Genomic DNA, 19,468 nt, shown 5'->3' on the forward strand with positions numbered 1-19,468 from the left:
ATTACTCCCCGGCTGCGATTCGGAAGGCATTATCCAAATCGGCAATTAAATCTTCGTGATCTTCAATGCCGACGGAGACCCGCAGCAGCGTTTCAGAGATCCCGGCGGCCGCACGCGCTTCCGCGGACATGCCGGCATGTGTCATGGTGGCCGTATGTGAAATCAGGCTCTCTACCCCGCCCAGCGATTCCGCCAGCGTAAACAGCTGTAACGCTTTCAGAAAACGGCGCAGACGCGCTTCATCTGCATCCAGCTCAAAGCTTAACATTGCACCAAAGCCGCGCTGCTGACGCCGCGCATATTCATGACCGGCATTTTCCGGCAGAGAAGGATGATACAGCTTTTTCACCAGCGGCTGCTGCTTCAGGTAGTCCACTATCGCCAGCGCGTTACGCTGGGCGGCCGCCATGCGGGGCGCCAGCGTCCGCAGGCCGCGCAGCAGCAGATAGCTGTCAAACGCCGCGCCGGTCACGCCGATGTTATTGGCCCACCAGGCGAGTTCAGTGGCAACGGCCGGATCTTTTGCAATCACCGTACCGGCTACCACATCAGAGTGGCCGTTGAGGTATTTGGTGCAGGAGTGGATCACCAGGTCAGCCCCCAGAGCGAGCGGATTTTGCAGTGCCGGGCTCAGGAAGGTGTTATCCACCACGCTGACGGCGCCCGCCGCGCGCGCGGCCTGACAGATTGCCGCAATATCCACCACGCGCAGCAGAGGATTGCTCGGACTTTCCACCAGTACCAGCTTTGGTTTTTCCGCCAGCGCTGCGGCCAGCGCCGCGCTGTCGCCCTGGTCGACAAATTTCACACGATAAGCGCCGCGCTTGCTCAGACTGTCAAACAGGCGATAACTGCCACCATAGCAGTCGTGAGGAGCAATCAGCAGATCGCCAGGTTTCAGGAACACAGTGGTAACCAGATGAATCGCAGACATGCCGGTATTCGTCAGTACGGCACCCGCGCCGCCCTCCAGCTCGGCCAGCGCGCGCTGCACCACATCACGCGTCGGATTACCACGACGCGAATAGTCATGGGCACGCGGCTCATTAAAATCGAGAAAATTATAGGTGCTGGAGAGGTGAATGGGCGGGACTACGCAGCCATACTGCTCGTCATCATTCAAACCGCTGCGTACTGCGATGGTTGCCTGTTTGCGCGTCATGGGCTCTGCTGTTCCTGAAGAGGGGTAAAGTGCCCACAGGATAACATTCCGCTAACAGACGTCAATACATCTGGACATCTAAATGTCTTTGCGTATAGATTGAGCGTAACGCGAATAACCGCTAAAATTATACGTTATTGCCTGCTGAGCAGCGCATGCGCTTTATTAACGCCGCGCTGAAGCACAAAATCCACGGCGCAGGCGGTCAGGCATACAAAAATCGGGCATAATCCACGGATTATCCCCTATAACACTTTTATTAATTAAGGTAACTCATGGCTGAATGGAACGGCGAATATATCAGCCCGTACGCTGAGCACGGTAAAAAAAGCGAGCAGGTTAAAAAAATAACGGTTTCTATCCCGCTGAAAGTGCTTAAAATTTTAACCGACGAGCGTACACGTCGCCAGGTTAACAATCTGCGTCACGCCACAAACAGTGAGCTGCTGTGCGAAGCTTTTTTGCACGCGTTTACCGGCCAGCCTCTGCCCGATGACGTTGACCTGCGCAAAGAGCGCAGCGATGAGATCCCGGAAGAAGCGAAGCAGATTATGCGTGAGATGGGCATCGACCCGGATAGCTGGGAATATTAAACGCTGATATAAAAAAACCCAGCCGAAGCTGGGTTTTCTTTTGCATCCGGGATAACCCGGCGGCAAATAAATCTTATTTTTTGCTGCCCGGAATGCTGAAACGCTTGTTGAAGCGATCAACGCGGCCGCCGGTGTCAACAACACGCTGCTTACCAGTGTAGAACGGGTGGCATTTGCCGCACACGTCCAGGTTCAGGTCGTGGTTCATGGTAGAACGGGTGTTGATCACGTTACCGCAAGAGCAAGTGATGGTCACTGCTTCGTACTTCGGGTGAATACCTTGTTTCATGGGAAAACCTCATAAAAGGCCGTGTCGCTCTCCATGCCAGGCGAACCTGCACAGCACCACACGCGGTTGAACATTATATGTATCTCTGGCGAGCCATCTCACCAAAGGCGGCATAGTATACAGAATTTAACCGCCCAAGGCAAACATTGCTCAGCCATACACGCCTGCGGCCCCAGCGTGTACACTACCGTCCCTGATTACAGAACTGGATAGAGATCGCGATGTCCGTCGTAAAGGTTGCCCTGCCCGTCCCGCTACCGCGCCTGTTTGATTATCTGCTTCCTGCTGACGCTTCGCAGCCGGCAACCGGCAGTCGCGTCAGCGTGCCCTTTGGCAATCGTAAGCTGACTGGCATTGTGACCGGCGTGGCCGAAAGCAGCGATTTGCCGCTGAAGCAGCTGAAACCGATAGACGCGGTGCTGGATGACAGCAGCCTGTTTTCGCCCGCGCTATGGCGCATTCTGAACTGGGCGGCAGGTTACTACCATTCACCCGTCGGGGAAGTGCTGAGTCATGCGCTGCCGGTTCTGCTCCGCCAGGGTAAACCGGCGCAGGAAGCGCCGCTGTGGCAGTGGGTGATAACGGAGGCCGGGCGTGAAGTGGCTGCTGAAAGTCTGAAGCGCGCGCCAAAGCAGCAGCAGGCGCTGGCCGCCCTGCGTCAGCGACCACTCTATCGCCATCAGGTGAGCGAACAGAGTTTTAATGACGCCGCACTGCAGGCGCTCAGAGCCAAAGGGCTATGCGAGCTGCGCGAACATGCGCCACCGACTGCAGACTGGCGGACGCATTTTGCCATTAAAGGCGAGCGTCTGCGGCTTAATACCGATCAGGCCATGGCCGTTGGTGCGATCCGTGCAGAAGACGATCGCTACGTTCCGTGGCTGCTGGCCGGGATCACCGGCTCCGGTAAGACCGAGGTTTATCTCACTATTCTGGAAAACATTCTGTCGCGCGGTATGCAGGCGCTGGTGCTGGTGCCGGAGATTGGCCTGACGCCGCAAACCATCGCACGCTTCCGTGAACGCTTTGATGCCCCGATTGATGTCCTGCACTCTGCGCTGAATGACAGCGAAAGGCTGGCGGTCTGGCTGCGCGCCCGGCGCGGCGAAAGTGCGATTATCATTGGTACACGCTCCGCGCTGTTCACCCCGCTGGCGCGGCCCGGCGTAATCATTATCGATGAAGAGCACGACAGCTCCTATAAACAGCAGGAGGGCTGGCGTTATCAGGCACGCGATCTGGCGGTGTTTCGCGCGCATGAAGAGAACATCCCGATTGTGATGGGTTCGGCCACTCCCGCGCTGGAGACGCTGCATAACGTGCGCGTCGGCAAATACCGGCAGCTCAACCTCACCCAACGCGCCGGTAATGCAAAACCGGCGTTGCAGCAGTTGATCGATCTTAAAGGACAACCGCTTAAAGGCGGTCTGGCACCGGCGCTGCTCAGTAAAATGCGTCAGCATCTGCAGGCAGACAATCAGGTGCTGCTGTTTCTCAACCGGCGCGGCTTTTCACCGGCGCTGATGTGCCACGACTGCGGCTGGCTGGCGGAGTGCCAGCGGTGTGACAGTTACTACACGCTGCATCAGCATCACCGTCAGCTGCGCTGCCATCATTGCGACAGTCAGCGCCCGCTGCCGCTGCAGTGCCCCGGCTGCGGATCAACCCATCTGATGCCGGTTGGCGTAGGAACAGAGCAGCTGGAGCAGCAGCTGGGCACGCTGTTTCCGGATGTGCCGATCTCGCGCATCGATCGCGATACCACCAGCCGGAAAGGTGCGCTGGAGCAGCATCTGGCGGATGTGCATCGCGGCGGTGCGCGAATACTGGTGGGCACACAGATGCTGGCAAAAGGCCATCACTTCCCTGATGTTACCCTGGTGTCGCTGCTGGACGTTGACGGCGCGCTCTTCTCTGCTGATTTTCGTGCCGCAGAGCGTTTCGCGCAGCTCTATACCCAGGTTGCGGGTCGTGCCGGACGCGCCGGTAAACAGGGCGAAGTGCTGCTGCAGACGCACCATCCGGAACATCCGCTGCTGCAGACGCTGCTGCATCGCGGCTACTTTGCGTTTGCTGACCAGACGCTGCTGGAACGCCAGTCAGTGCAGCTGCCGCCCTGGACCAGCCACGCGCTGTTTCGTGCCGAAGATATGGATAATCAGCAGGCTGCCGCTTTTCTCGTGCAGCTGCGTAATCTGCTGGAAGCGAGCCCGCTGAAAGATGAAGCGACCTGGCTGATGGGCCCGGTACCGGCGCTGGCACCCAAGCGCAGCGGCCGCTGGCGCTGGCAGCTGCTGCTGCAGCATCCGTCACGCAAACGGCTGCAGCAATTATTGGGCAGCTCGCTGCCGCTGCTGAGCACATTACCCGCTGCACGCAAAGTGAAATGGACGCTGGATATCGATCCTGTTGAGAGTTGACAGCGCCTGCATCTGCGAGCCAGATCGAAAAAAGTCGAACAAGTCACAGTTTTTATGCAAATTAAGTAACAACCCTGTCCGCCAATGCGTTATCAATAGAGCAATCCGGCCAGGACCGGCCCTTGCAGGCAAACTGTACGCTGTATCATGCCAGGAGTAATACGTTGGACCCGAAGCAAACTTCATCTGCTGCCACGATGAAAGATGTGGCTGAGCACGCAGGCGTCTCGACGGCGACCGTTTCCCGGGCGCTGATGAATCCGGAGAAAGTGTCTGCTGCCACCCGGCAAAAAGTGGAGCAGGCAGTCGTTGCGACAGGCTACGCAGCGCATGGCCTGGCGCGCAATGCCAGACGCAATGAAACCCGGACTATCCTGGTGATTGTGCCCGATATCTGCGATCCCTTTTTCAGTGAAATTATCCGGGGCATAGAGGTCACTGCCGCGCAGCAGGGGTATCTGGTGCTGATTGGCGACTGCGCGCATCAGGATCATCAGGAAAAAACCTTTCTTAATCTGATGCTGACGCGACAGATTGATGGCATGGTGCTGCTGGGCTCACAGCTGCCGTTTGACGCCGATCCCGAGGCACTGCGCAGCCTGCCACCCATGGTCATGGGCAATGAGTTTGCGCCGGAGATGGCGCTGCCTACCGTGCACATTGACAACCTGACCGCTGCGTTTGAAGCGGTCAACCATTTGCTTCAGCTCGGACATCGTCGTATCGCCTGTGTTACCGGGCCGGAAGCAGTTCCGCTCAGCCAGTATCGCCTGCAGGGTTATATTCAGGCGCTGCGCCGCAGCAGCCTCCCCGTTGAACCCACGTTTATCGTGCGTGGCGATTTCTCTTTCGAAGCCGGTGCACGCGCCCTGAAGCAGCTGATGAGTCTGCCGCAGCCACCGGAAGCGATATTCTGCCACAGCGATCTGATGGCGCTGGGCGCCATGAATCAGGCGCGCAAACTGGGTATGCGCATTCCGCAGGATCTCTCCGTCGTCGGCTTTGATGATATTGAGCTGGCGCGCTATTACGAACCCCCTCTGACTACCGTGGCGCAGCCCCGCTTTGACATTGGCCGTGAAGCAATGCTGCTGCTGCTGGATGAGCTGCAGGGCAAGCGGGTAAATAATGGTTCGCGCCTGCTGGATGCAGAACTGCGCGTGCGCGGCAGTACGGCACCGGCTAAAAAGCGTTAGGTGATGCGTGCCGCACTGCGCATTTTCAGCAGATTCTGAAGACAGAGTCTGCTGGTCAAAGTTCGCACCCTTGAGTAACATGGCGCATTCATTGCCGGGCGGTTTACACCTCATTTACACCCGTCATTTTTCAAGCTGCAGCCAGGCTGGTTGCAACTCACACTGTTCAGGGCCTACGCCCGCAGGCATTTTGAAGGTATCAGGACGAAAGTGGCACAAAGAGATTATGTAGGCCGCGGGCGTTCAACAGGGACGCGTCGCAAAAAACCCGCCGGCCGCAGCAGCAAAAAAAGCAAAGGCGGCTCGGGTATATCGAAAGTGATGGTGGTACTCGCTGCGGCAGTACTGGTCGCTTTTGCTGGTGGCTTATGGTTCATCGCGCACCATAAAAAAGAAGAGACGCCGGTTATTCCGAATCACAAAGTCAATGGTAACGGCCTGCCGCCCAAGCCGGAAGAGCGCTGGAAATACATCAAGGAGCTGGAAAACCGGCAGATCACGGTTCCCTCACCGACTGAGCCTTCTGCTGGCGGTGAAGTGCAGTCGCAGACGCAGCTGACTGATGAACAGCGTCAGCTGCTGGAGCAGATGCAGGCGGATATGCGTCAGCAGCCTACTCAGCTGAACGAGGTGCCGTGGAACGAGCAGACGCCAGCCCAGCGGCAGCAGACATTACAGCGTCAGCAGGTGCAGCAGCAGCAACGTCAGCAGCAGATGCAGGCACAGCAGCAGCAGGTACAGCAGCAGCGGCAGCAGCAACAACAGCAACGTCAGCAACAGTTACAGCAGCAGCGTCAGCAGCAGTTGCAGGCTCAGCAGCGTCAGCAACAGCAGCAGGCTGATCGACCGGCACCGGTACAGCAGGCAAAACCAGAAGCCACCAAAGTGAAGCCGGAAGAGAAAGCCTCTTCACAACGCTGGATGGTGCAGTGTGGCTCCTTTAAAGGCAGCGATCAGGCGGAGTCGGTGCGCGCCGGTCTCGCTTTCGAAGGTTTTGAAAGCCGTATCACCACCGGCGGCGGCTGGAATCGTGTGGTGATTGGTCCGTTTAAAGATCGCAGTAAAGCTGACAGTACCGTGAAGCGGCTGCACAGCGCCGGTCACGGCAGCTGCATTCCGCTAGCCCTGCCCTGATAGTACCAGCCCTGCTCCCGGCGTCTGATGTCACCGGGAGCAGGCGCAGCCGAATTAAGATAAACCCCATCTTCCTCAGGGGTTGAAACCTTCTTAACCCACCCCATATCTGTTTGCATGATACGCCGCGCCGGGTGCGTGGTGTCTTTTTTCAACTGCAACAAGGGGTCTGCCCGTGACAACAATAGTAAGTGTACGACGCAACGGCCGGGTCGTTATTGGTGGTGATGGCCAGGCAACGCTCGGCAACACCGTAATGAAAGGCAACGTCAAAAAAGTGCGTCGTCTTTACAACGATAAAGTGATTGCGGGCTTTGCGGGCGGCACTGCCGACGCCTTTACCCTGTTTGAACTGTTTGAGCGTAAGCTGGAAATGCATCAGGGCCATCTGGTTAAAGCCGCAGTTGAGCTGGCAAAAGACTGGCGCACCGATCGCATGCTGCGCCGTCTTGAAGCGTTGCTGGCGGTAGCGGATGAGAACTCTTCGCTGATCATCAGCGGTAACGGCGATGTTATTCAGCCGGAAAACGATTTAATCGCTATTGGCTCCGGCGGCCCCTACGCCCAGGCAGCGGCCCGTGCGCTGCTGGAAAATACCGACATTGGTGCACACGATATTGTTGAGAAAGCGCTGAACATCGCCGGCGATATCTGTATCTACACCAACCATAATATCAACTACGAAGAATTACCGTCTAAGGCGTAAGGACCAAAACCATGTCTGAGATGACTCCACGCGAGATTGTCAGCGAGCTTAATCGCTTTATCATCGGCCAGGACGGCGCTAAAAAAGCGGTTGCCATTGCGCTGCGTAATCGCTGGCGCCGCATGCAGCTTGACGAAGAGCTGCGTCATGAAGTCACCCCGAAAAATATTCTGATGATCGGCCCGACCGGCGTCGGTAAAACCGAAATTGCGCGTCGCCTGGCGAAGCTGGCCAACGCGCCGTTTATCAAGGTTGAAGCGACAAAATTTACTGAAGTCGGCTATGTCGGTAAAGAAGTGGACTCCATCATCCGCGATCTGACTGATTCCGCCATTAAAATGGTGCGCAGTCAGGCGATTGAAAAAAATAAGTATCGCGCTGAAGAGATGGCAGAGGAGCGCATTCTTGACGCACTGATCCCGCCAGCTAAAAACAACTGGGGTCAGCCAGAGCAGAATGCTGAGCCATCAGCCGCGCGCCAGTCTTTCCGCAAAAAACTGCGTGAAGGCCAGCTGGACGATAAAGAGATTGAGATCGATCTGGCTGCTGCACCGGCTGGCGTAGAGATCATGGCACCGCCGGGCATGGAAGAGATGACCAGCCAGCTGCAGTCCATGTTCCAGAACCTGGGCGGTCAGAAGCAGAAGCCGCGCAAGCTGAAAATCAAAGATGCCATGAAGCTGCTGATTGAAGAAGAAGCGGCAAAGCTGGTTAATCCGGAAGAGCTGAAGCAGGATGCGATCGATGCGGTAGAGCAGCACGGTATCGTGTTTATCGATGAGATCGATAAAATCTGTAAGCGCGGCGGTCAGTCTTCTGGCCCGGACGTATCACGTGAAGGTGTACAGCGCGATCTGCTGCCGCTGGTAGAGGGCTGCACCGTCTCTACCAAGCACGGCATGGTTAAAACCGACCATATCCTGTTTATCGCTTCCGGCGCATTCCAGGTGGCCAGTCCTTCCGATCTGATCCCGGAGCTGCAGGGTCGTCTGCCGATTCGCGTTGAACTGCAGGCGCTGACCGTGAACGACTTCGAGCGTATCCTTACTGAACCTAACGCGTCCGTCACCGTGCAGTATAAAGCGCTGATGGGTACCGAAGGCGTTAACGTGGACTTTACCGAAGACGGTATCCGCCGGATTGCTGAAGCAGCCTGGCAGGTTAACGAAACCACTGAAAATATCGGTGCACGCCGTCTGCATACCGTGCTGGAGCGTCTGATGGAAGATATCTCCTATGACGCCAGCGATCGCCACGGTGAATCGATTACCATCGACGCAGAGTATGTTGGCAAGCATCTGGATGTGCTGGTCGCAGACGAAGATCTCAGCCGCTTCATCCTGTAACACCATTCTGACCATCCCCCGCTGCCCGGCCATTGCGCCGGGCATTTTTTTGCGCAGGATATTGATGCGGCGCTGCTTTTTCCCGGTGATGATTTTGCCAACAATCTTCAGATAGCGATATACTTACCTTTCCTGTGGCAAACAGACGGCATCCTTATGAAATACGATACATCTGAACTCTGTGACATCTACCATGAAGAAGTGAATGTGGTTGAACCACTTTTTTCCAACTTCGGTGGACGCACCTCATTTGGTGGGCAGATAACCACAGTCAAATGTTTTGAAGACAATGGCCTGCTTTACGATCTGCTGGAAGAGAACGGGCGCGGACGGGTGCTACTGGTCGATGGCGGCGGTTCGGTACGTCGTGCACTGGTGGATGCTCAGCTGGCCCGGCTCGCGGCGCAAAACGAGTGGGAAGGCCTGGTGATTTACGGCTCGGTACGGCAGGTTGATGAACTGGAGGAGCTGGAAATTGGCATTCAGGCAATTGCCGCCATCCCCGCGGGTGCTGCAGGTGAAGGCATTGGTGAAAGTGACGTACGCGTCAACTTCGGCGGCGTAACCTTTTTCTCCGGCGATCATCTCTACGCGGACAATACGGGCATTATTCTGTCAGAAGATGCGCTGGATATTGAGTAAACCGCAAACAAAAACGGGTGCCTGAGCACCCGCAGGTTTAAGCGCAGGTGCTTAAACCTCTTCCATTTTTCCCAGCAGTGCCCGCAGACGTTCCTGCCAGACATGCTGCTCTTCTTTCAGATGCTGATTTTCACGCGCCAGCGCGTCCTGGTTGCCGGAAGCCTGGCTTACTTCGTTTTTCAGCGTACTGTTCTGCTCTTTCAGCTCTTCAATTTCCATTTGCAGCAGCGTGATGGTATCAATCGCCTGCTGTACTTTCGCTTCCAGTTTCTCAAATACTTCAAATGACATCGTTCTGACCTCTCCTAAAACTCGCAAGGCGTTGATGAAGCTGCCTGAATAAAGACGCACGCAGCCATGTTGACCCGATTGTATGTAGCCAAACCCGGCAAGTCCAGCGGCACGGGATCCTGGCGGTCAGTCTGTAACACTTTTCAGGTAATGCTTAAAAAATAGACCCGCGGTCTGCCTGGCTGGGTTAAGCGCGTTAACTGACGGGTTAATTAGCCTTAAAGAAAGGTAAAAGACGCGAAAACGCGCATTTTTATGACGCAGTACACAGAATTCAATTTCGCTATTTCTCGTTTATGTTCGTTAACGATAAATTCACATCAACCCTACATTAGCGCTGGGCGACTCAGGGATTGAGAACAAAAACTGATAACATTTAACCTCGCTTCAGGAATTCCATTATGAGTCAGACAACGAACACACTCAAAGGTCAATGTATCGCCGAGTTTCTCGGCACCGGTTTGATTATCTTTTTTGGCGCAGGCTGTGTGGCTGCGCTCAAGCTTGCTGGTGCGGCATTCGGTCAGTGGGAAATCTGTATCATCTGGGGTCTGGCCGTTTCGATGGCGGTGTATCTGAGTGCGGGCGTTTCCGGCGCGCATCTCAATCCGGCGGTCACCGTGGCGCTCTGCCTGTTTGCTAATTTTGAAGGGCGTAAAGTTTTACCTTACATTCTGGCGCAGGTTGCCGGCGCCTTCTGTGCCGCTGCACTGGTATACGGCCTTTATTACAATCTGTTTTTCGATTATGAAGCGAGCCATCAAATGGTGCGTGGCAGCGTGCAGAGCCTCGACCTGGCGGGTATCTTCTCTACTTATCCTAATCCGCACATCACGGTCGGTCAGGCGTTTCTGGTAGAGATGGTGATCACAGCCGTACTGATGGCGGTTATCATGGCGCTGACTGACGATGGCAATGGCGTACCGCGTGGCCCGCTGGCGCCGCTGCTGATTGGCCTGCTGGTTGCTATTATCGGTGGTTCAATGGGTCCCCTGACCGGCTTTGCGCTCAACCCGGCACGTGACTTTGGACCGAAACTGTTTGCCTTTATCGCTGGCTGGGGTGACGTAGCCTTCACCGGCGGCAAAGATATTCCTTACTTCCTGGTGCCTGTGTTTGGTCCGCTGGTGGGTGCATGTCTGGGTGCCTTTAGCTATCGTGCGCTGATTGGTCGCCACCTGCCGGTAAACATCGCAGAAACCAGCAAAACAGAAAAACCTGTAGCGCGCGCTGAACAGCGTAAAGCGTAAGTTTCACTCTTAATCATCAGGACATTATTATGACTACGCCAGATAAAAAATATATCGTCGCGCTCGATCAGGGTACCACCAGCTCCCGTGCCGTCGTACTCGACCATGACGCCAACATCGTTGCTGTTTCACAGCGTGAGTTTACGCAGATCTACCCGAAAGCGGGCTGGGTTGAGCATGACCCGATGGATATCTGGGCTTCACAGAGCTCAACGCTGGTGGAAGTGCTGGCACACGCTGACATTAACTCCGATCAGATCGCCGCTATCGGTATCACTAACCAGCGTGAAACCGCTATTGTCTGGGATAAAGAGACCGGCAAACCTATCTACAATGCCATTGTCTGGCAGGATCCACGTACCGCTGACTACTGTAACAAGCTGAAGAAAGAGGGGCTGGAAGAGTATATCCAGCACACCACAGGTCTGGTCATTAACCCTTACTTCTCCGGCACCAAAGTAAAATGGATCCTCGATCACGTGGAAGGCGCACGCGAGCGTGCAAAACGCGGCGAGCTGCTGTTCGGCACTGTGGATACCTGGCTTATCTGGAAGATGACGCAGGGCCGTGTGCATGTCACTGACCATACCAACGCCTCGCGTACCATGATGTATAACATCCACAAGCTGGAGTGGGATGCACGCATGCTGGAGATCCTCGACATTCCGCGCGAAATGCTGCCGGAAGTTAAGGGCTCCTCTGAGATTTACGGTCAGACCAATATCGGCGGTAAAGGCGGCACGCGTATTCCGATTGCCGGCATTGCCGGTGACCAGCAGGCGGCCCTCTATGGTCAGCTCTGCGTACAGCCGGGCATGGCGAAAAATACCTACGGTACCGGCTGCTTTATGCTGATGAATACCGGTACTGAAGCGGTCACCTCTACCCACGGCCTGCTGACCACTATCGCCTGTGGCCCGCGCGGCGAAGTGAACTATGCGCTGGAAGGTGCCGTATTTATCGGCGGCGCCTCGATTCAGTGGCTGCGCGACGAAATGAAGCTGATCAACGACTCTACCGATTCAGAATATTTTGCGCTGAAAGTTAAAGACACGAACGGTGTCTATATGGTGCCGGCGTTTACCGGGCTGGGCGCCCCATACTGGGATCCGTATGCCCGTGGTGCCATCTTCGGCCTGACGCGCGGTGCCAATGCCAACCACATTATCCGCGCTACGCTGGAGTCGATCGCCTATCAGACGCGTGACGTGCTGGAAGCGATGCAGAACGACGCCGGTACCCGCCTGCAGTCGCTGCGCGTGGATGGCGGCGCTGTCGCGAACAACTTCCTGATGCAGTTCCAGTCCGACATCCTCGGCACGCGCGTTGAACGCCCGGAAGTGCGTGAAGTCACGGCGCTGGGTGCGGCCTATCTGGCAGGCCTGGCGGTCGGCTTCTGGAACGATCTGGACGAGGTGCGTGCCAAAGCCGTTGTGGAACGCGAATTCCGTCCTGGCATCGAAACCACTGAACGCAACCTGCGTTACGCGGGCTGGCAGAAAGCGGTCGCGCGTGCCAAAGCCTGGGAAGATGAAGCATAAATAGCCCCCTGCCCGCGGTTCATGCCGCGGGTTTCTCCCTCTCCCGCTTTTCCCGCTGTGCTACACTGCCCGCCTGTTTTTCTGTCAGGTGCAGACCATGAAACGAGAACTCGCAATTGAATTTTCCCGCGTCACTGAGGCGGCAGCGCTGGCTGGCTATCGCTGGTTAGGACGTGGTGATAAAAATGCGGCCGACGGCGCAGCCGTTAATGCCATGCGCATTATGCTCAATACCATCAACATCGATGGCCGCATCGTCATTGGTGAAGGCGAAATTGATGAAGCGCCTATGCTCTATATCGGTGAACAGGTCGGCACCAGCCAGGGCGATGCCGTGGACATCGCGGTTGATCCGATTGAAGGCACACGCATGACCGCTCTGGGTCAGGCCAACGCGCTGGCGGTGCTGGCAGTTGGCGACAAAGGCAGCTTTCTGCACGCACCTGATATGTACATGGAAAAACTGATTGTCGGGCCAGGGGCGCGTGGCGCTATCGACCTTAACCTGCCGCTGGAGACCAACCTTAAAAACATCGCTATTGCGCTCGGTAAGCCGCTTACTCAGCTAACGGTATCGATCCTGGCGAAGCCGCGGCATGACACCGTTATTGCGCAGCTGCAGACGCTGGGCGTGCGCGTGTTTGCTTTTCCCGATGGCGATGTAGCGGCGTCGATCCTGACCTGTATGCCTGACAGTGAAGTGGATGTGCTGTATGGCATCGGCGGTGCGCCTGAAGGCGTGGTCTCAGCAGCCGTGATCCGCGCAATGGATGGTGACATGCAGGCACGTCTGCTGGCGCGTCATGAGGTTAAAGGCGAGAGCGAAGAGAATCGCCGGCTGGGTGAACAGGAGCTGCGGCGCTGCGCAGAAATGGGGATTGCTGCAGGCTGTGTGTTAACGCTGAATGAGATGGCACGAAACGACAACGTGATTTTCGCCGCCACCGGCATCACCAGCGGCGATCTGCTGAAGGGCATTACCTGTAACGGCAATATCGCCACCAGCGAGACGCTGCTGGTACGCGGCAAGTCGCGTACCATTCGCCGCATCCAGTCGATCCACTATCTGGACCGCAAGGATACGGCGCTGCACCCGTTTATCCTGTAACCGTCTGCTTGCCGCTCTCGGGATGACGTGAGAGCGGCCACCAGCACAGCAGCATCACCAGCGACGTGACAAACATCAGCAGGCCCAGACTGGACTGATCGTGCTGTGGCAGCAGCGCAGAGAGCCACGCAACCACGCCCGAGCCCAGGTTCTGCAGGCCGCCAATCAGCGCCCCTGCACTGCCCGCCAGCCACGCGTAAGGCTCCATGGCACCCGATGTCGCCAGCGGGAACAGCATGCCAGCCCCGAAGAAAAACAGCGCTGCGGGCACCAGCAGCGTCCAGATATTCATTACACCAAACCACGACGGGATCCACATCAGCAGGCCAGCCAGCAGGCAGCTGTTGACGCCATACCACATCAGCGTATGCCAGGATGTCTCTTCCCGGCCGGCAAACCAGGCACCAAAAAAGGCGGCCGGAATGGGCAGAATAAACAGAATGCTGACGGTCAGGCCATCCAGTCCCAGTACGCCCCCCATCAGCACACCGCAGCTCGCTTCAAAGACGGCAATGCCCGCCAGTGCACCCACCAGCAGCAGCAAATAGCGGATAAAATTGCCGTCGCTGAGCAGCGTGGCGTAGCGGCGCAGAAAAGGCGTAGCCGGGGCATCATTCGGCCGGGTTTCCGGCAGCCAGCGGGCCATGGATGCCGTGACGCCCAGGCACAGCAGCAGCAAAAAGGCGAAGCAGGCGTGCCAGCCAATCAGCCGGGTCAGCAGCGCTCCTATCACCGGTGCCAGCAGCGGACTCACCAGAATGCCCATGTTCAGCAGGCTGTTAGCCCGCCGCAGCGCGGTTCCGGCATACAGATCGCGCGGCATCGTGCGCGCCATAACGCCGGCAACGCCGGTGCCGAGTCCCTGGATAGCGCTGCCCAGCACCAGCATCTGCAGCGATGAGGCAAACAGCGCGATCAGCGCGCCGCAGGCAAAGATCGTCATACCGGTGAGGATCACCGGGCGACGTCCTACGCTGTCAGAGAGCGGGCCATAGATCAGCTGCGATCCGCCATAGGTAATCAGATAAGCAGCCATGACCTGCTGCATTGCGCCGCTGCGCACGTTCAGCGCTTCCGCCATCACGGCCATAGCAGGCACATAAATGGTTTGTGCCATCTGACCTACGGCCACCAGCACAATCAGCATGAATAACAGAAAACGGTTTTGAGTTTTATCGATCTGCATGGAACACGGTATCAGCCTGAAAAAAGAGTGCGCCGGCAGCACACAGGGTTTGCCGGCAGTAATGGCGGCAAAAATATCAGGATTACCGGGCAAATCGAGAGCAGAGCCGCAGGAAGGCGGGTTGCCAGCCGTCAACCTCCTGTACCAGACTGTAAACAGGCTGCTACAGGTAGTGATCTGTGCGGCGGTTTTGTCGCAAAGAGCGCTTTCGCCGCAGCCGGGCTGACAAGCACGGAGCAGGCTGGTAAAGATAGCGATAACCGGGAGAATTCAACAGGAGCACCTATGGCCGAGTGGATTAATGCAGAAGTAAAAGAGGTAAAAAACTGGACCGACGCGCTGTTCAGCCTGCGCGTTACTGCCCCTATCGATCGGTTTACCGCCGGGCAGTTTGCCAAACTGGCGCTGGAAATTGAGGGCGAGCGCGTGCAGCGCGCTTACTCCTACGTCAACGCCCCCGACGATCCGCTGCTGGAGTTTTATCTGGTCACTGTACCGGAAGGTAAACTCAGCCCGCGTCTGCAGGCGCTGCAGCCGGGCGAGCAAGTGATGCTGACCAAAGAGGCGTCCGGCTTTTTTACCCTGGATGAGATCCCTGACTGTCGTACCCTGTGGATGCTGGCGACCGGCACCGCCATCGGGCCTTACCTGTCGATTTTACAGCAGGGTGAAGACCTGGCGCGTTTTGACCATATTGTACTGGTTCACGCTGCGCGCTATGCCAGCGATCTCAGCTTTTTGCCGCTGATGCAGTCGCTGCAGCAGCGTTATGCAGATAAGCTGCATATTCAGACCGTGGTCAGCCGTGAAAGCAGCCCGGGCTCACTACAGGGCCGGGTGCCGCAGCTGATTGAAAGCGGTGAGCTGGAGCGTGCCGTGGGGCTGCCGCTCGACGCAGAGAGCAGCCACGTTATGCTGTGTGGTAATCCGCAGATGGTACGCGATACCCAGCAGCTGCTGAAAGAGAGTCGCGGCATGCGCAAACATTTCAAACGCAAACCGGGCCACATGACCAGCGAACACTACTGGTAAGGTTTCCGTAACATCCCGCCACGCTTTTCACCGCGCGGGTTTTGACTTTCAGCGGTAAAAACCGTTTTAATCGTGCCCTAAGTGAATGATTCAGGGCCGATGCAATGAAGACACTGCCAGCCGCGCTGCTGCTTAGCTGCGCGCTGTCATCTCCTGCCTGGGCAGACGAGACGCCACCCGATCGCAGTGCGCATCTGCCGGTGGCACCTTATCTGCTGACAGGCGCGCCTGCGTTTGATATGACGATCGCGCAGTTTCGTGAAAGCTATAACGTGGCTAATCCCGCACTGCCGCTGCCGGAATACCGTGCAATAGATAATCGCGACGATAAAAGTCACCTGACGCGCGCAGCCAGCAAAATCAGCGAAACCCTCTACTCTTCCACCGCGCTGGAACAGGGTACCGGAAAGATTAAAACGCTGCAGATCACCTGGCTGCCGGTGCCGGGTCCGGAAATGAAGCTGGCTCAGCAGCAGGCGATGAATTATATGCGCGCACTGCTGCGCTATTTCGTGCCGGGCCTCTCACCCGAAGAGGGACGCCAGAAGCTGGACGCATTACTGAGCGCCGGTAAAGGCGCACGCTATTTTAGCCGCACGGAGGGCGCGCTGCGCTTTGTGGTGGCTGACAATGGCGACAAAGGCCTGACGTTTGCCGTGGAGCCGATTAAGCTCACGCTGCCTGCTCCCTGATATCACAGGCGGAAATGACGAAAAGCAAAGCCAGCGCCCTTTTTGATCTCTATACTGTCTGGCAGACATCGCTGCCATGACGGCAGCGCTATTTCATGAATCGCGTAATGCGGAGGAACGAATGCGACATCCACTGGTTATGGGTAACTGGAAACTGAATGGCAGCAAGCAGATGACTGGCGAGCTGATTGAAGGTCTGCGTACCGCGCTCTCGGGCGTGGATGGCTGTGGTGTAGCGATTGCCCCACCGGCAATTTATCTGGATCAGGCAAAACATGCGATCTCCGGTAGCCACATTGCGCTGGGTGCGCAGAACGTCGATGTTAACCTTTCAGGTGCATTCACCGGTGAAACCTCCGCAGAGATGCTGAAAGATATTGGCGCGAAGTACATCATTATCGGTCACTCTGAACGTCGCACTTACCACAAAGAGAGCGACGAATTTATTGCGAAGAAGTTTGCGGTGCTGAAAGAGGCAGGCCTGGTGCCGGTACTCTGCATTGGTGAAACCGAAGCGGAAAATGAAGCAGGCAAAACAGAAGAAGTGTGCGCACGTCAGCTGGATGCCGTGCTGGAAACTCAGGGCGCAGCGGCGTTTGAAGGCGCAGTCATCGCCTATGAGCCGGTCTGGGCTATCGGTACCGGCAAGTCTGCCACACCAGCGCAGGCACAGGCGGTGCACAAATTTATTCGTGACCATATTGCGAAGAAAGATGCCGCTGTCGCAGAGCAGGTCATTATTCAGTATGGCGGCTCAGTAAACGACAAAAATGCTGCTGAACTCTTTACCCAGCCCGATATTGACGGAGCGCTGGTTGGCGGCGCGTCGCTGAAAGCAGACGCCTTCGCCGTAATCGTGAAAGCGGCGGCACAGGCAAAACAGGCATAAGTCTGTCTGTTTTGTATAAGGCGACCCGCGGGTCGCCTTTTTTATCGCCGCTGACTCAGGGAGAGAGCAGCCGGCAGGTGTGATCCTGCAGCATCTCTGCCGCCCCCGGATTCAGACGCAGCCAGTTACGCTGCAGCGCCAGCAGCACCAGCCTTCCGTCCGGCAGCGCAGCCAGCGCCATACCGTAGCGACCCATTTCGCCGCGCGCCCCCGGCACCTCGCTGGCCAGACGCATAAACGTGCTCTGCTGCGCCAGCTGTGCGGCAGAGAGCGTACGGACCAGATAGTGATGCTGGCGCAGCGTGATGTGCTGCCAGCGCTCACTGAGGCGCAGAGCCTCATCGTCAAGCTGCTGACGCACGTCGGGTCGCAGGCACGAAATATGAATATGCAGCTGATTCTGCGTACGGCCATACTGTGCATTGACCGCCAGCGACAGTGCCCGATCGTTTACAGGTCTGCCCCATCGCTGCGCCAGCAGGCTGCGCTGCTGCCAGGCGGCAGCAAAAAAATCGGGCGTGGCGGGCTGCAGAAGAGCGGGGCTTTCCATACCGGCAATCTTGGCTGTCGGGATCAGCAGATATTGCAGCGGACCGTGAATATCTTTGAGCGTGACATAGCCCTGGGTCAGATTAACCTGCTGACAGGGTGCCGGATTGCCCTGGTGACGCATACCCGGCACGCACTGTTCACTGACAATCTGCCAGAGCGCATCGGCGTTTTTATGCAGCCGGTATGCTGTTACCAGCAATCCGGCAATCAACAGCATCAGGCATAGCGTAAGCCACTTCAGTAGCCGGTTTCGTCCCCGCATCATTATTGTCTCAGCCATGCATTTCCGCGCATCCTGCCGTGAACAATGTGCGTTGTCACGGCTTTTCCCGACACCATAATGTAAAACGGCCAGCACATGGCTGACCGTGTTGGCGCAATAATACTGCGTTTACGGTTTCATGACCTGATCGTAGCTGCCACCGTCGGCAAAGTGATCTTTCTGCGCTTTACTCCAGCCGCCAAACTTCTCATCCACGGTGAAGAGTTTTACCGGTGCAAAGGTGCTGGCAAATTTCTTCGCGACCTCTGCATCACGCGGACGATAGAAGTTCTGCGCCGCGATAGTCTGGCCTTCCGGAGAGTAGAGATATTTCAGATAGGCTTCTGCCACGCTGCGTGTACCCTGCGCGTCGACCACTTTATCCACTACGGAAACCGTAGGCTCTGCGAGAATGGATTCGGCTGGCGTCACGATTTCAAACTTATCTTTACCCAGTTTTTCGACTGCCAGATACGCTTCGTTTTCCCAGGCAATCAGCACGTCACCAATTCCGCGTTCAACGAACGTATTGGTTGCGCCACGCGCGCCGGAATCCTGCACCTCAACGTTTTTAAACAACGCTTTTACATAGGCGAGTGCTTTAGCCTGATCGCCCTGATTCTGATCCAGCGCCCAGCCCCATGCCGCCAGATAGTTCCAGCGCGCGCCACCGGAAGTTTTCGGGTTTGGCGTGATCACCGATACGCCAGGCTTAGTCAGATCTGACCAGTCGTGAATATTTTTGGGATTGCCTTTGCGTACCAGAAACACAATGGTGGAGGTATAGGGCGCAGAGTTTTCCGGCAGGCGTTTGATCCAGTTTTTGTCGATACGGCCGCGCTCAGCAATCGCATCCACATCAGACTGCAGCGCCAGCGTAACCACATCGGCACGAATACCGTTGATGACGGATGTCGCCTGCTTGCCTGAGCCGCCGTGCGACTGACGGATCACCACGTTGTCGCCGGTCTCCTGCTTATAGTGGGCGCTGAAGGCTTTGTTATATTGTTCGTACAGTTCGCGGGTAGGATCGTATGAGACGTTTAACAGCTGATAATCCTTTGCCAGCGCACCAGACGATGCCAGTAACAAGGTGATGCCAATACTCCACTTATTCATTGCCTGCTCTCCCGCGTAGGTTATGCCGCAAGAGTGACACAAAGCGAACAGTGGATTA

The 19,468-nt window shown here is 56.6% G+C and carries 19 protein-coding genes; 13 read left to right on the forward strand and 6 right to left on the reverse strand.

The genetic code is table 11. The features are described 5' to 3' along the window. Position 1: 1 nt before the first annotated feature. On the reverse strand, positions 2 to 1,162 hold the full coding sequence (gene metB / locus SB719_RS15460) for a cystathionine gamma-synthase (RefSeq protein WP_039381178.1): 1,161 nt from the start codon (positions 1,160 to 1,162) through the stop codon (positions 2 to 4). A 275-nt stretch (positions 1,163 to 1,437) separates the two neighbouring features. On the opposite strand from metB, the gene metJ reads away from it, so the two are divergent. Next, a complete protein-coding gene (gene metJ, locus SB719_RS15465; RefSeq protein WP_065648453.1) occupies positions 1,438 to 1,755 on the forward strand; it encodes a met regulon transcriptional regulator MetJ in 318 nt (105 codons plus the stop codon). A gap of 73 nt (positions 1,756 to 1,828) precedes the next feature. On the opposite strand, the gene rpmE is transcribed toward metJ, so the two are convergent. Next, complete coding sequence (rpmE, locus tag SB719_RS15470) at positions 1,829 to 2,044, reverse strand: 50S ribosomal protein L31 (RefSeq protein ID WP_039381182.1); 216 nt, start codon at positions 2,042 to 2,044, stop codon at positions 1,829 to 1,831. A gap of 221 nt (positions 2,045 to 2,265) precedes the next feature. Here rpmE and priA point away from each other — a divergent pair, with 221 nt between their 5' ends. The 6 genes from priA to rraA all read left to right on the forward strand — a co-directional run bounded on the left by priA (position 2,266) and on the right by rraA (position 9,488). Next, positions 2,266 to 4,464: a primosomal protein N' gene (priA, locus tag SB719_RS15475; protein ID WP_065648452.1), complete on the forward strand. Its 2,199-nt coding sequence runs from the start codon at positions 2,266 to 2,268 to the stop codon at positions 4,462 to 4,464. Between the two features lie 164 nt (positions 4,465 to 4,628). Next, the gene (gene cytR, locus SB719_RS15480) at positions 4,629 to 5,660 is read left to right on the forward strand and encodes a DNA-binding transcriptional regulator CytR (protein ID WP_065648451.1); all 1,032 of its coding nucleotides are present in this window, start codon (positions 4,629 to 4,631) and stop codon (positions 5,658 to 5,660) included. Between the two features lie 210 nt (positions 5,661 to 5,870). Next, positions 5,871 to 6,794: a cell division protein FtsN gene (ftsN, locus tag SB719_RS15485; RefSeq protein ID WP_304234595.1), complete on the forward strand. Its 924-nt coding sequence runs from the start codon at positions 5,871 to 5,873 to the stop codon at positions 6,792 to 6,794. 175 nt (positions 6,795 to 6,969) lie between these two features. Then, a complete protein-coding gene (gene hslV, locus SB719_RS15490; RefSeq protein WP_071668633.1) occupies positions 6,970 to 7,500 on the forward strand; it encodes an ATP-dependent protease subunit HslV in 531 nt (176 codons plus the stop codon). A gap of 11 nt (positions 7,501 to 7,511) precedes the next feature. Then, positions 7,512 to 8,846, forward strand: coding sequence for an HslU--HslV peptidase ATPase subunit (gene hslU / locus SB719_RS15495; RefSeq protein WP_065648449.1), 1,335 nt, complete (start codon positions 7,512 to 7,514; stop codon positions 8,844 to 8,846). Positions 8,847 to 9,002: 156 nt separating this feature from the next. Continuing rightward, the gene (gene rraA / locus SB719_RS15500; protein WP_065648448.1) at positions 9,003 to 9,488 is read left to right on the forward strand and encodes a ribonuclease E activity regulator RraA; all 486 of its coding nucleotides are present in this window, start codon (positions 9,003 to 9,005) and stop codon (positions 9,486 to 9,488) included. Between the two features lie 51 nt (positions 9,489 to 9,539). Here the strand turns inward: rraA and zapB are convergent, their stop codons facing one another. Continuing rightward, on the reverse strand, positions 9,540 to 9,779 hold the full coding sequence (gene zapB / locus SB719_RS15505) for a cell division protein ZapB (protein ID WP_065648447.1): 240 nt from the start codon (positions 9,777 to 9,779) through the stop codon (positions 9,540 to 9,542). Between the two features lie 401 nt (positions 9,780 to 10,180). On the opposite strand from zapB, the gene SB719_RS15510 reads away from it, so the two are divergent. The 3 genes from SB719_RS15510 (at position 10,181) to glpX (ending at position 13,678) form a co-directional block, all read left to right on the forward strand. After that, positions 10,181 to 11,029 carry an MIP/aquaporin family protein gene (locus tag SB719_RS15510; RefSeq protein WP_039381201.1) on the forward strand — a complete coding sequence of 283 codons (849 nt, stop codon included), beginning with the start codon at positions 10,181 to 10,183 and terminating at the stop codon, positions 11,027 to 11,029. 29 nt (positions 11,030 to 11,058) lie between these two features. After that, positions 11,059 to 12,570: a glycerol kinase GlpK gene (glpK, locus tag SB719_RS15515; RefSeq protein WP_065648446.1), complete on the forward strand. Its 1,512-nt coding sequence runs from the start codon at positions 11,059 to 11,061 to the stop codon at positions 12,568 to 12,570. Between the two features lie 97 nt (positions 12,571 to 12,667). Beyond that, positions 12,668 to 13,678, forward strand: coding sequence for a class II fructose-bisphosphatase (glpX, locus tag SB719_RS15520; protein ID WP_412159393.1), 1,011 nt, complete (start codon positions 12,668 to 12,670; stop codon positions 13,676 to 13,678). Here the strand turns inward: glpX and emrD are convergent. Further along, entirely contained in the window at positions 13,668 to 14,864 is a 1,197-nt protein-coding gene (emrD, locus tag SB719_RS15525; RefSeq protein WP_065648444.1) for a multidrug efflux MFS transporter EmrD, read from the reverse strand. The two genes, glpX and emrD, sit on opposite strands and share 11 nt — an antisense overlap. 285 nt (positions 14,865 to 15,149) lie before the next feature. Here emrD and fpr point away from each other — a divergent pair, with 285 nt between their 5' ends. The 3 genes from fpr (at position 15,150) to tpiA (ending at position 17,477) form a co-directional block, all read left to right on the forward strand. Further along, positions 15,150 to 15,896 carry a ferredoxin--NADP(+) reductase gene (fpr, locus tag SB719_RS15530; protein ID WP_293006355.1) on the forward strand — a complete coding sequence of 249 codons (747 nt, stop codon included), beginning with the start codon at positions 15,150 to 15,152 and terminating at the stop codon, positions 15,894 to 15,896. A 104-nt stretch (positions 15,897 to 16,000) separates the two neighbouring features. Continuing rightward, positions 16,001 to 16,588 carry a YiiQ family protein gene (locus SB719_RS15535; RefSeq protein ID WP_304234593.1) on the forward strand — a complete coding sequence of 196 codons (588 nt, stop codon included), beginning with the start codon at positions 16,001 to 16,003 and terminating at the stop codon, positions 16,586 to 16,588. A gap of 121 nt (positions 16,589 to 16,709) precedes the next feature. Then, on the forward strand, positions 16,710 to 17,477 hold the full coding sequence (gene tpiA, locus SB719_RS15540) for a triose-phosphate isomerase (protein WP_065648441.1): 768 nt from the start codon (positions 16,710 to 16,712) through the stop codon (positions 17,475 to 17,477). A gap of 55 nt (positions 17,478 to 17,532) precedes the next feature. Here tpiA and SB719_RS15545 read toward each other — a convergent pair whose 3' ends face one another. Continuing rightward, the gene (locus SB719_RS15545; RefSeq protein WP_304234612.1) at positions 17,533 to 18,291 is read right to left on the reverse strand and encodes a CDP-diacylglycerol diphosphatase; all 759 of its coding nucleotides are present in this window, start codon (positions 18,289 to 18,291) and stop codon (positions 17,533 to 17,535) included. Between the two features lie 129 nt (positions 18,292 to 18,420). Continuing rightward, positions 18,421 to 19,410: a sulfate ABC transporter substrate-binding protein gene (locus SB719_RS15550; RefSeq protein ID WP_065648440.1), complete on the reverse strand. Its 990-nt coding sequence runs from the start codon at positions 19,408 to 19,410 to the stop codon at positions 18,421 to 18,423. Between the last annotated feature and the right edge of the window lie 58 nt (positions 19,411 to 19,468).

The organism is Pantoea sp. SIMBA_079 (assembly GCF_046940275.1).
Taxonomy (GTDB): domain Bacteria; phylum Pseudomonadota; class Gammaproteobacteria; order Enterobacterales; family Enterobacteriaceae; genus Pantoea; species Pantoea borealis.

Coding starts and splice junctions, on each gene's coding strand:
- metB (WP_039381178.1), bottom strand. CDS start 1,162: ATGACGCGCAAACAGGCAACCATCGCAGTACGCAGCGGTTTGAATGAT.
- metJ (WP_065648453.1), top strand. CDS start 1,438: ATGGCTGAATGGAACGGCGAATATATCAGCCCGTACGCTGAGCACGGT.
- rpmE (WP_039381182.1), bottom strand. CDS start 2,044: ATGAAACAAGGTATTCACCCGAAGTACGAAGCAGTGACCATCACTTGC.
- priA (WP_065648452.1), top strand. CDS start 2,266: ATGTCCGTCGTAAAGGTTGCCCTGCCCGTCCCGCTACCGCGCCTGTTT.
- hslU (WP_065648449.1), top strand. CDS start 7,512: ATGTCTGAGATGACTCCACGCGAGATTGTCAGCGAGCTTAATCGCTTT.
- rraA (WP_065648448.1), top strand. CDS start 9,003: ATGAAATACGATACATCTGAACTCTGTGACATCTACCATGAAGAAGTG.
- zapB (WP_065648447.1), bottom strand. CDS start 9,779: ATGTCATTTGAAGTATTTGAGAAACTGGAAGCGAAAGTACAGCAGGCG.
- SB719_RS15510 (WP_039381201.1), top strand. CDS start 10,181: ATGAGTCAGACAACGAACACACTCAAAGGTCAATGTATCGCCGAGTTT.
- glpK (WP_065648446.1), top strand. CDS start 11,059: ATGACTACGCCAGATAAAAAATATATCGTCGCGCTCGATCAGGGTACC.
- glpX (WP_412159393.1), top strand. CDS start 12,668: ATGAAACGAGAACTCGCAATTGAATTTTCCCGCGTCACTGAGGCGGCA.
- emrD (WP_065648444.1), bottom strand. CDS start 14,864: ATGCAGATCGATAAAACTCAAAACCGTTTTCTGTTATTCATGCTGATT.
- fpr (WP_293006355.1), top strand. CDS start 15,150: ATGGCCGAGTGGATTAATGCAGAAGTAAAAGAGGTAAAAAACTGGACC.
- SB719_RS15535 (WP_304234593.1), top strand. CDS start 16,001: ATGAAGACACTGCCAGCCGCGCTGCTGCTTAGCTGCGCGCTGTCATCT.
- tpiA (WP_065648441.1), top strand. CDS start 16,710: ATGCGACATCCACTGGTTATGGGTAACTGGAAACTGAATGGCAGCAAG.
- SB719_RS15545 (WP_304234612.1), bottom strand. CDS start 18,291: ATGCGGGGACGAAACCGGCTACTGAAGTGGCTTACGCTATGCCTGATG.
- SB719_RS15550 (WP_065648440.1), bottom strand. CDS start 19,410: ATGAATAAGTGGAGTATTGGCATCACCTTGTTACTGGCATCGTCTGGT.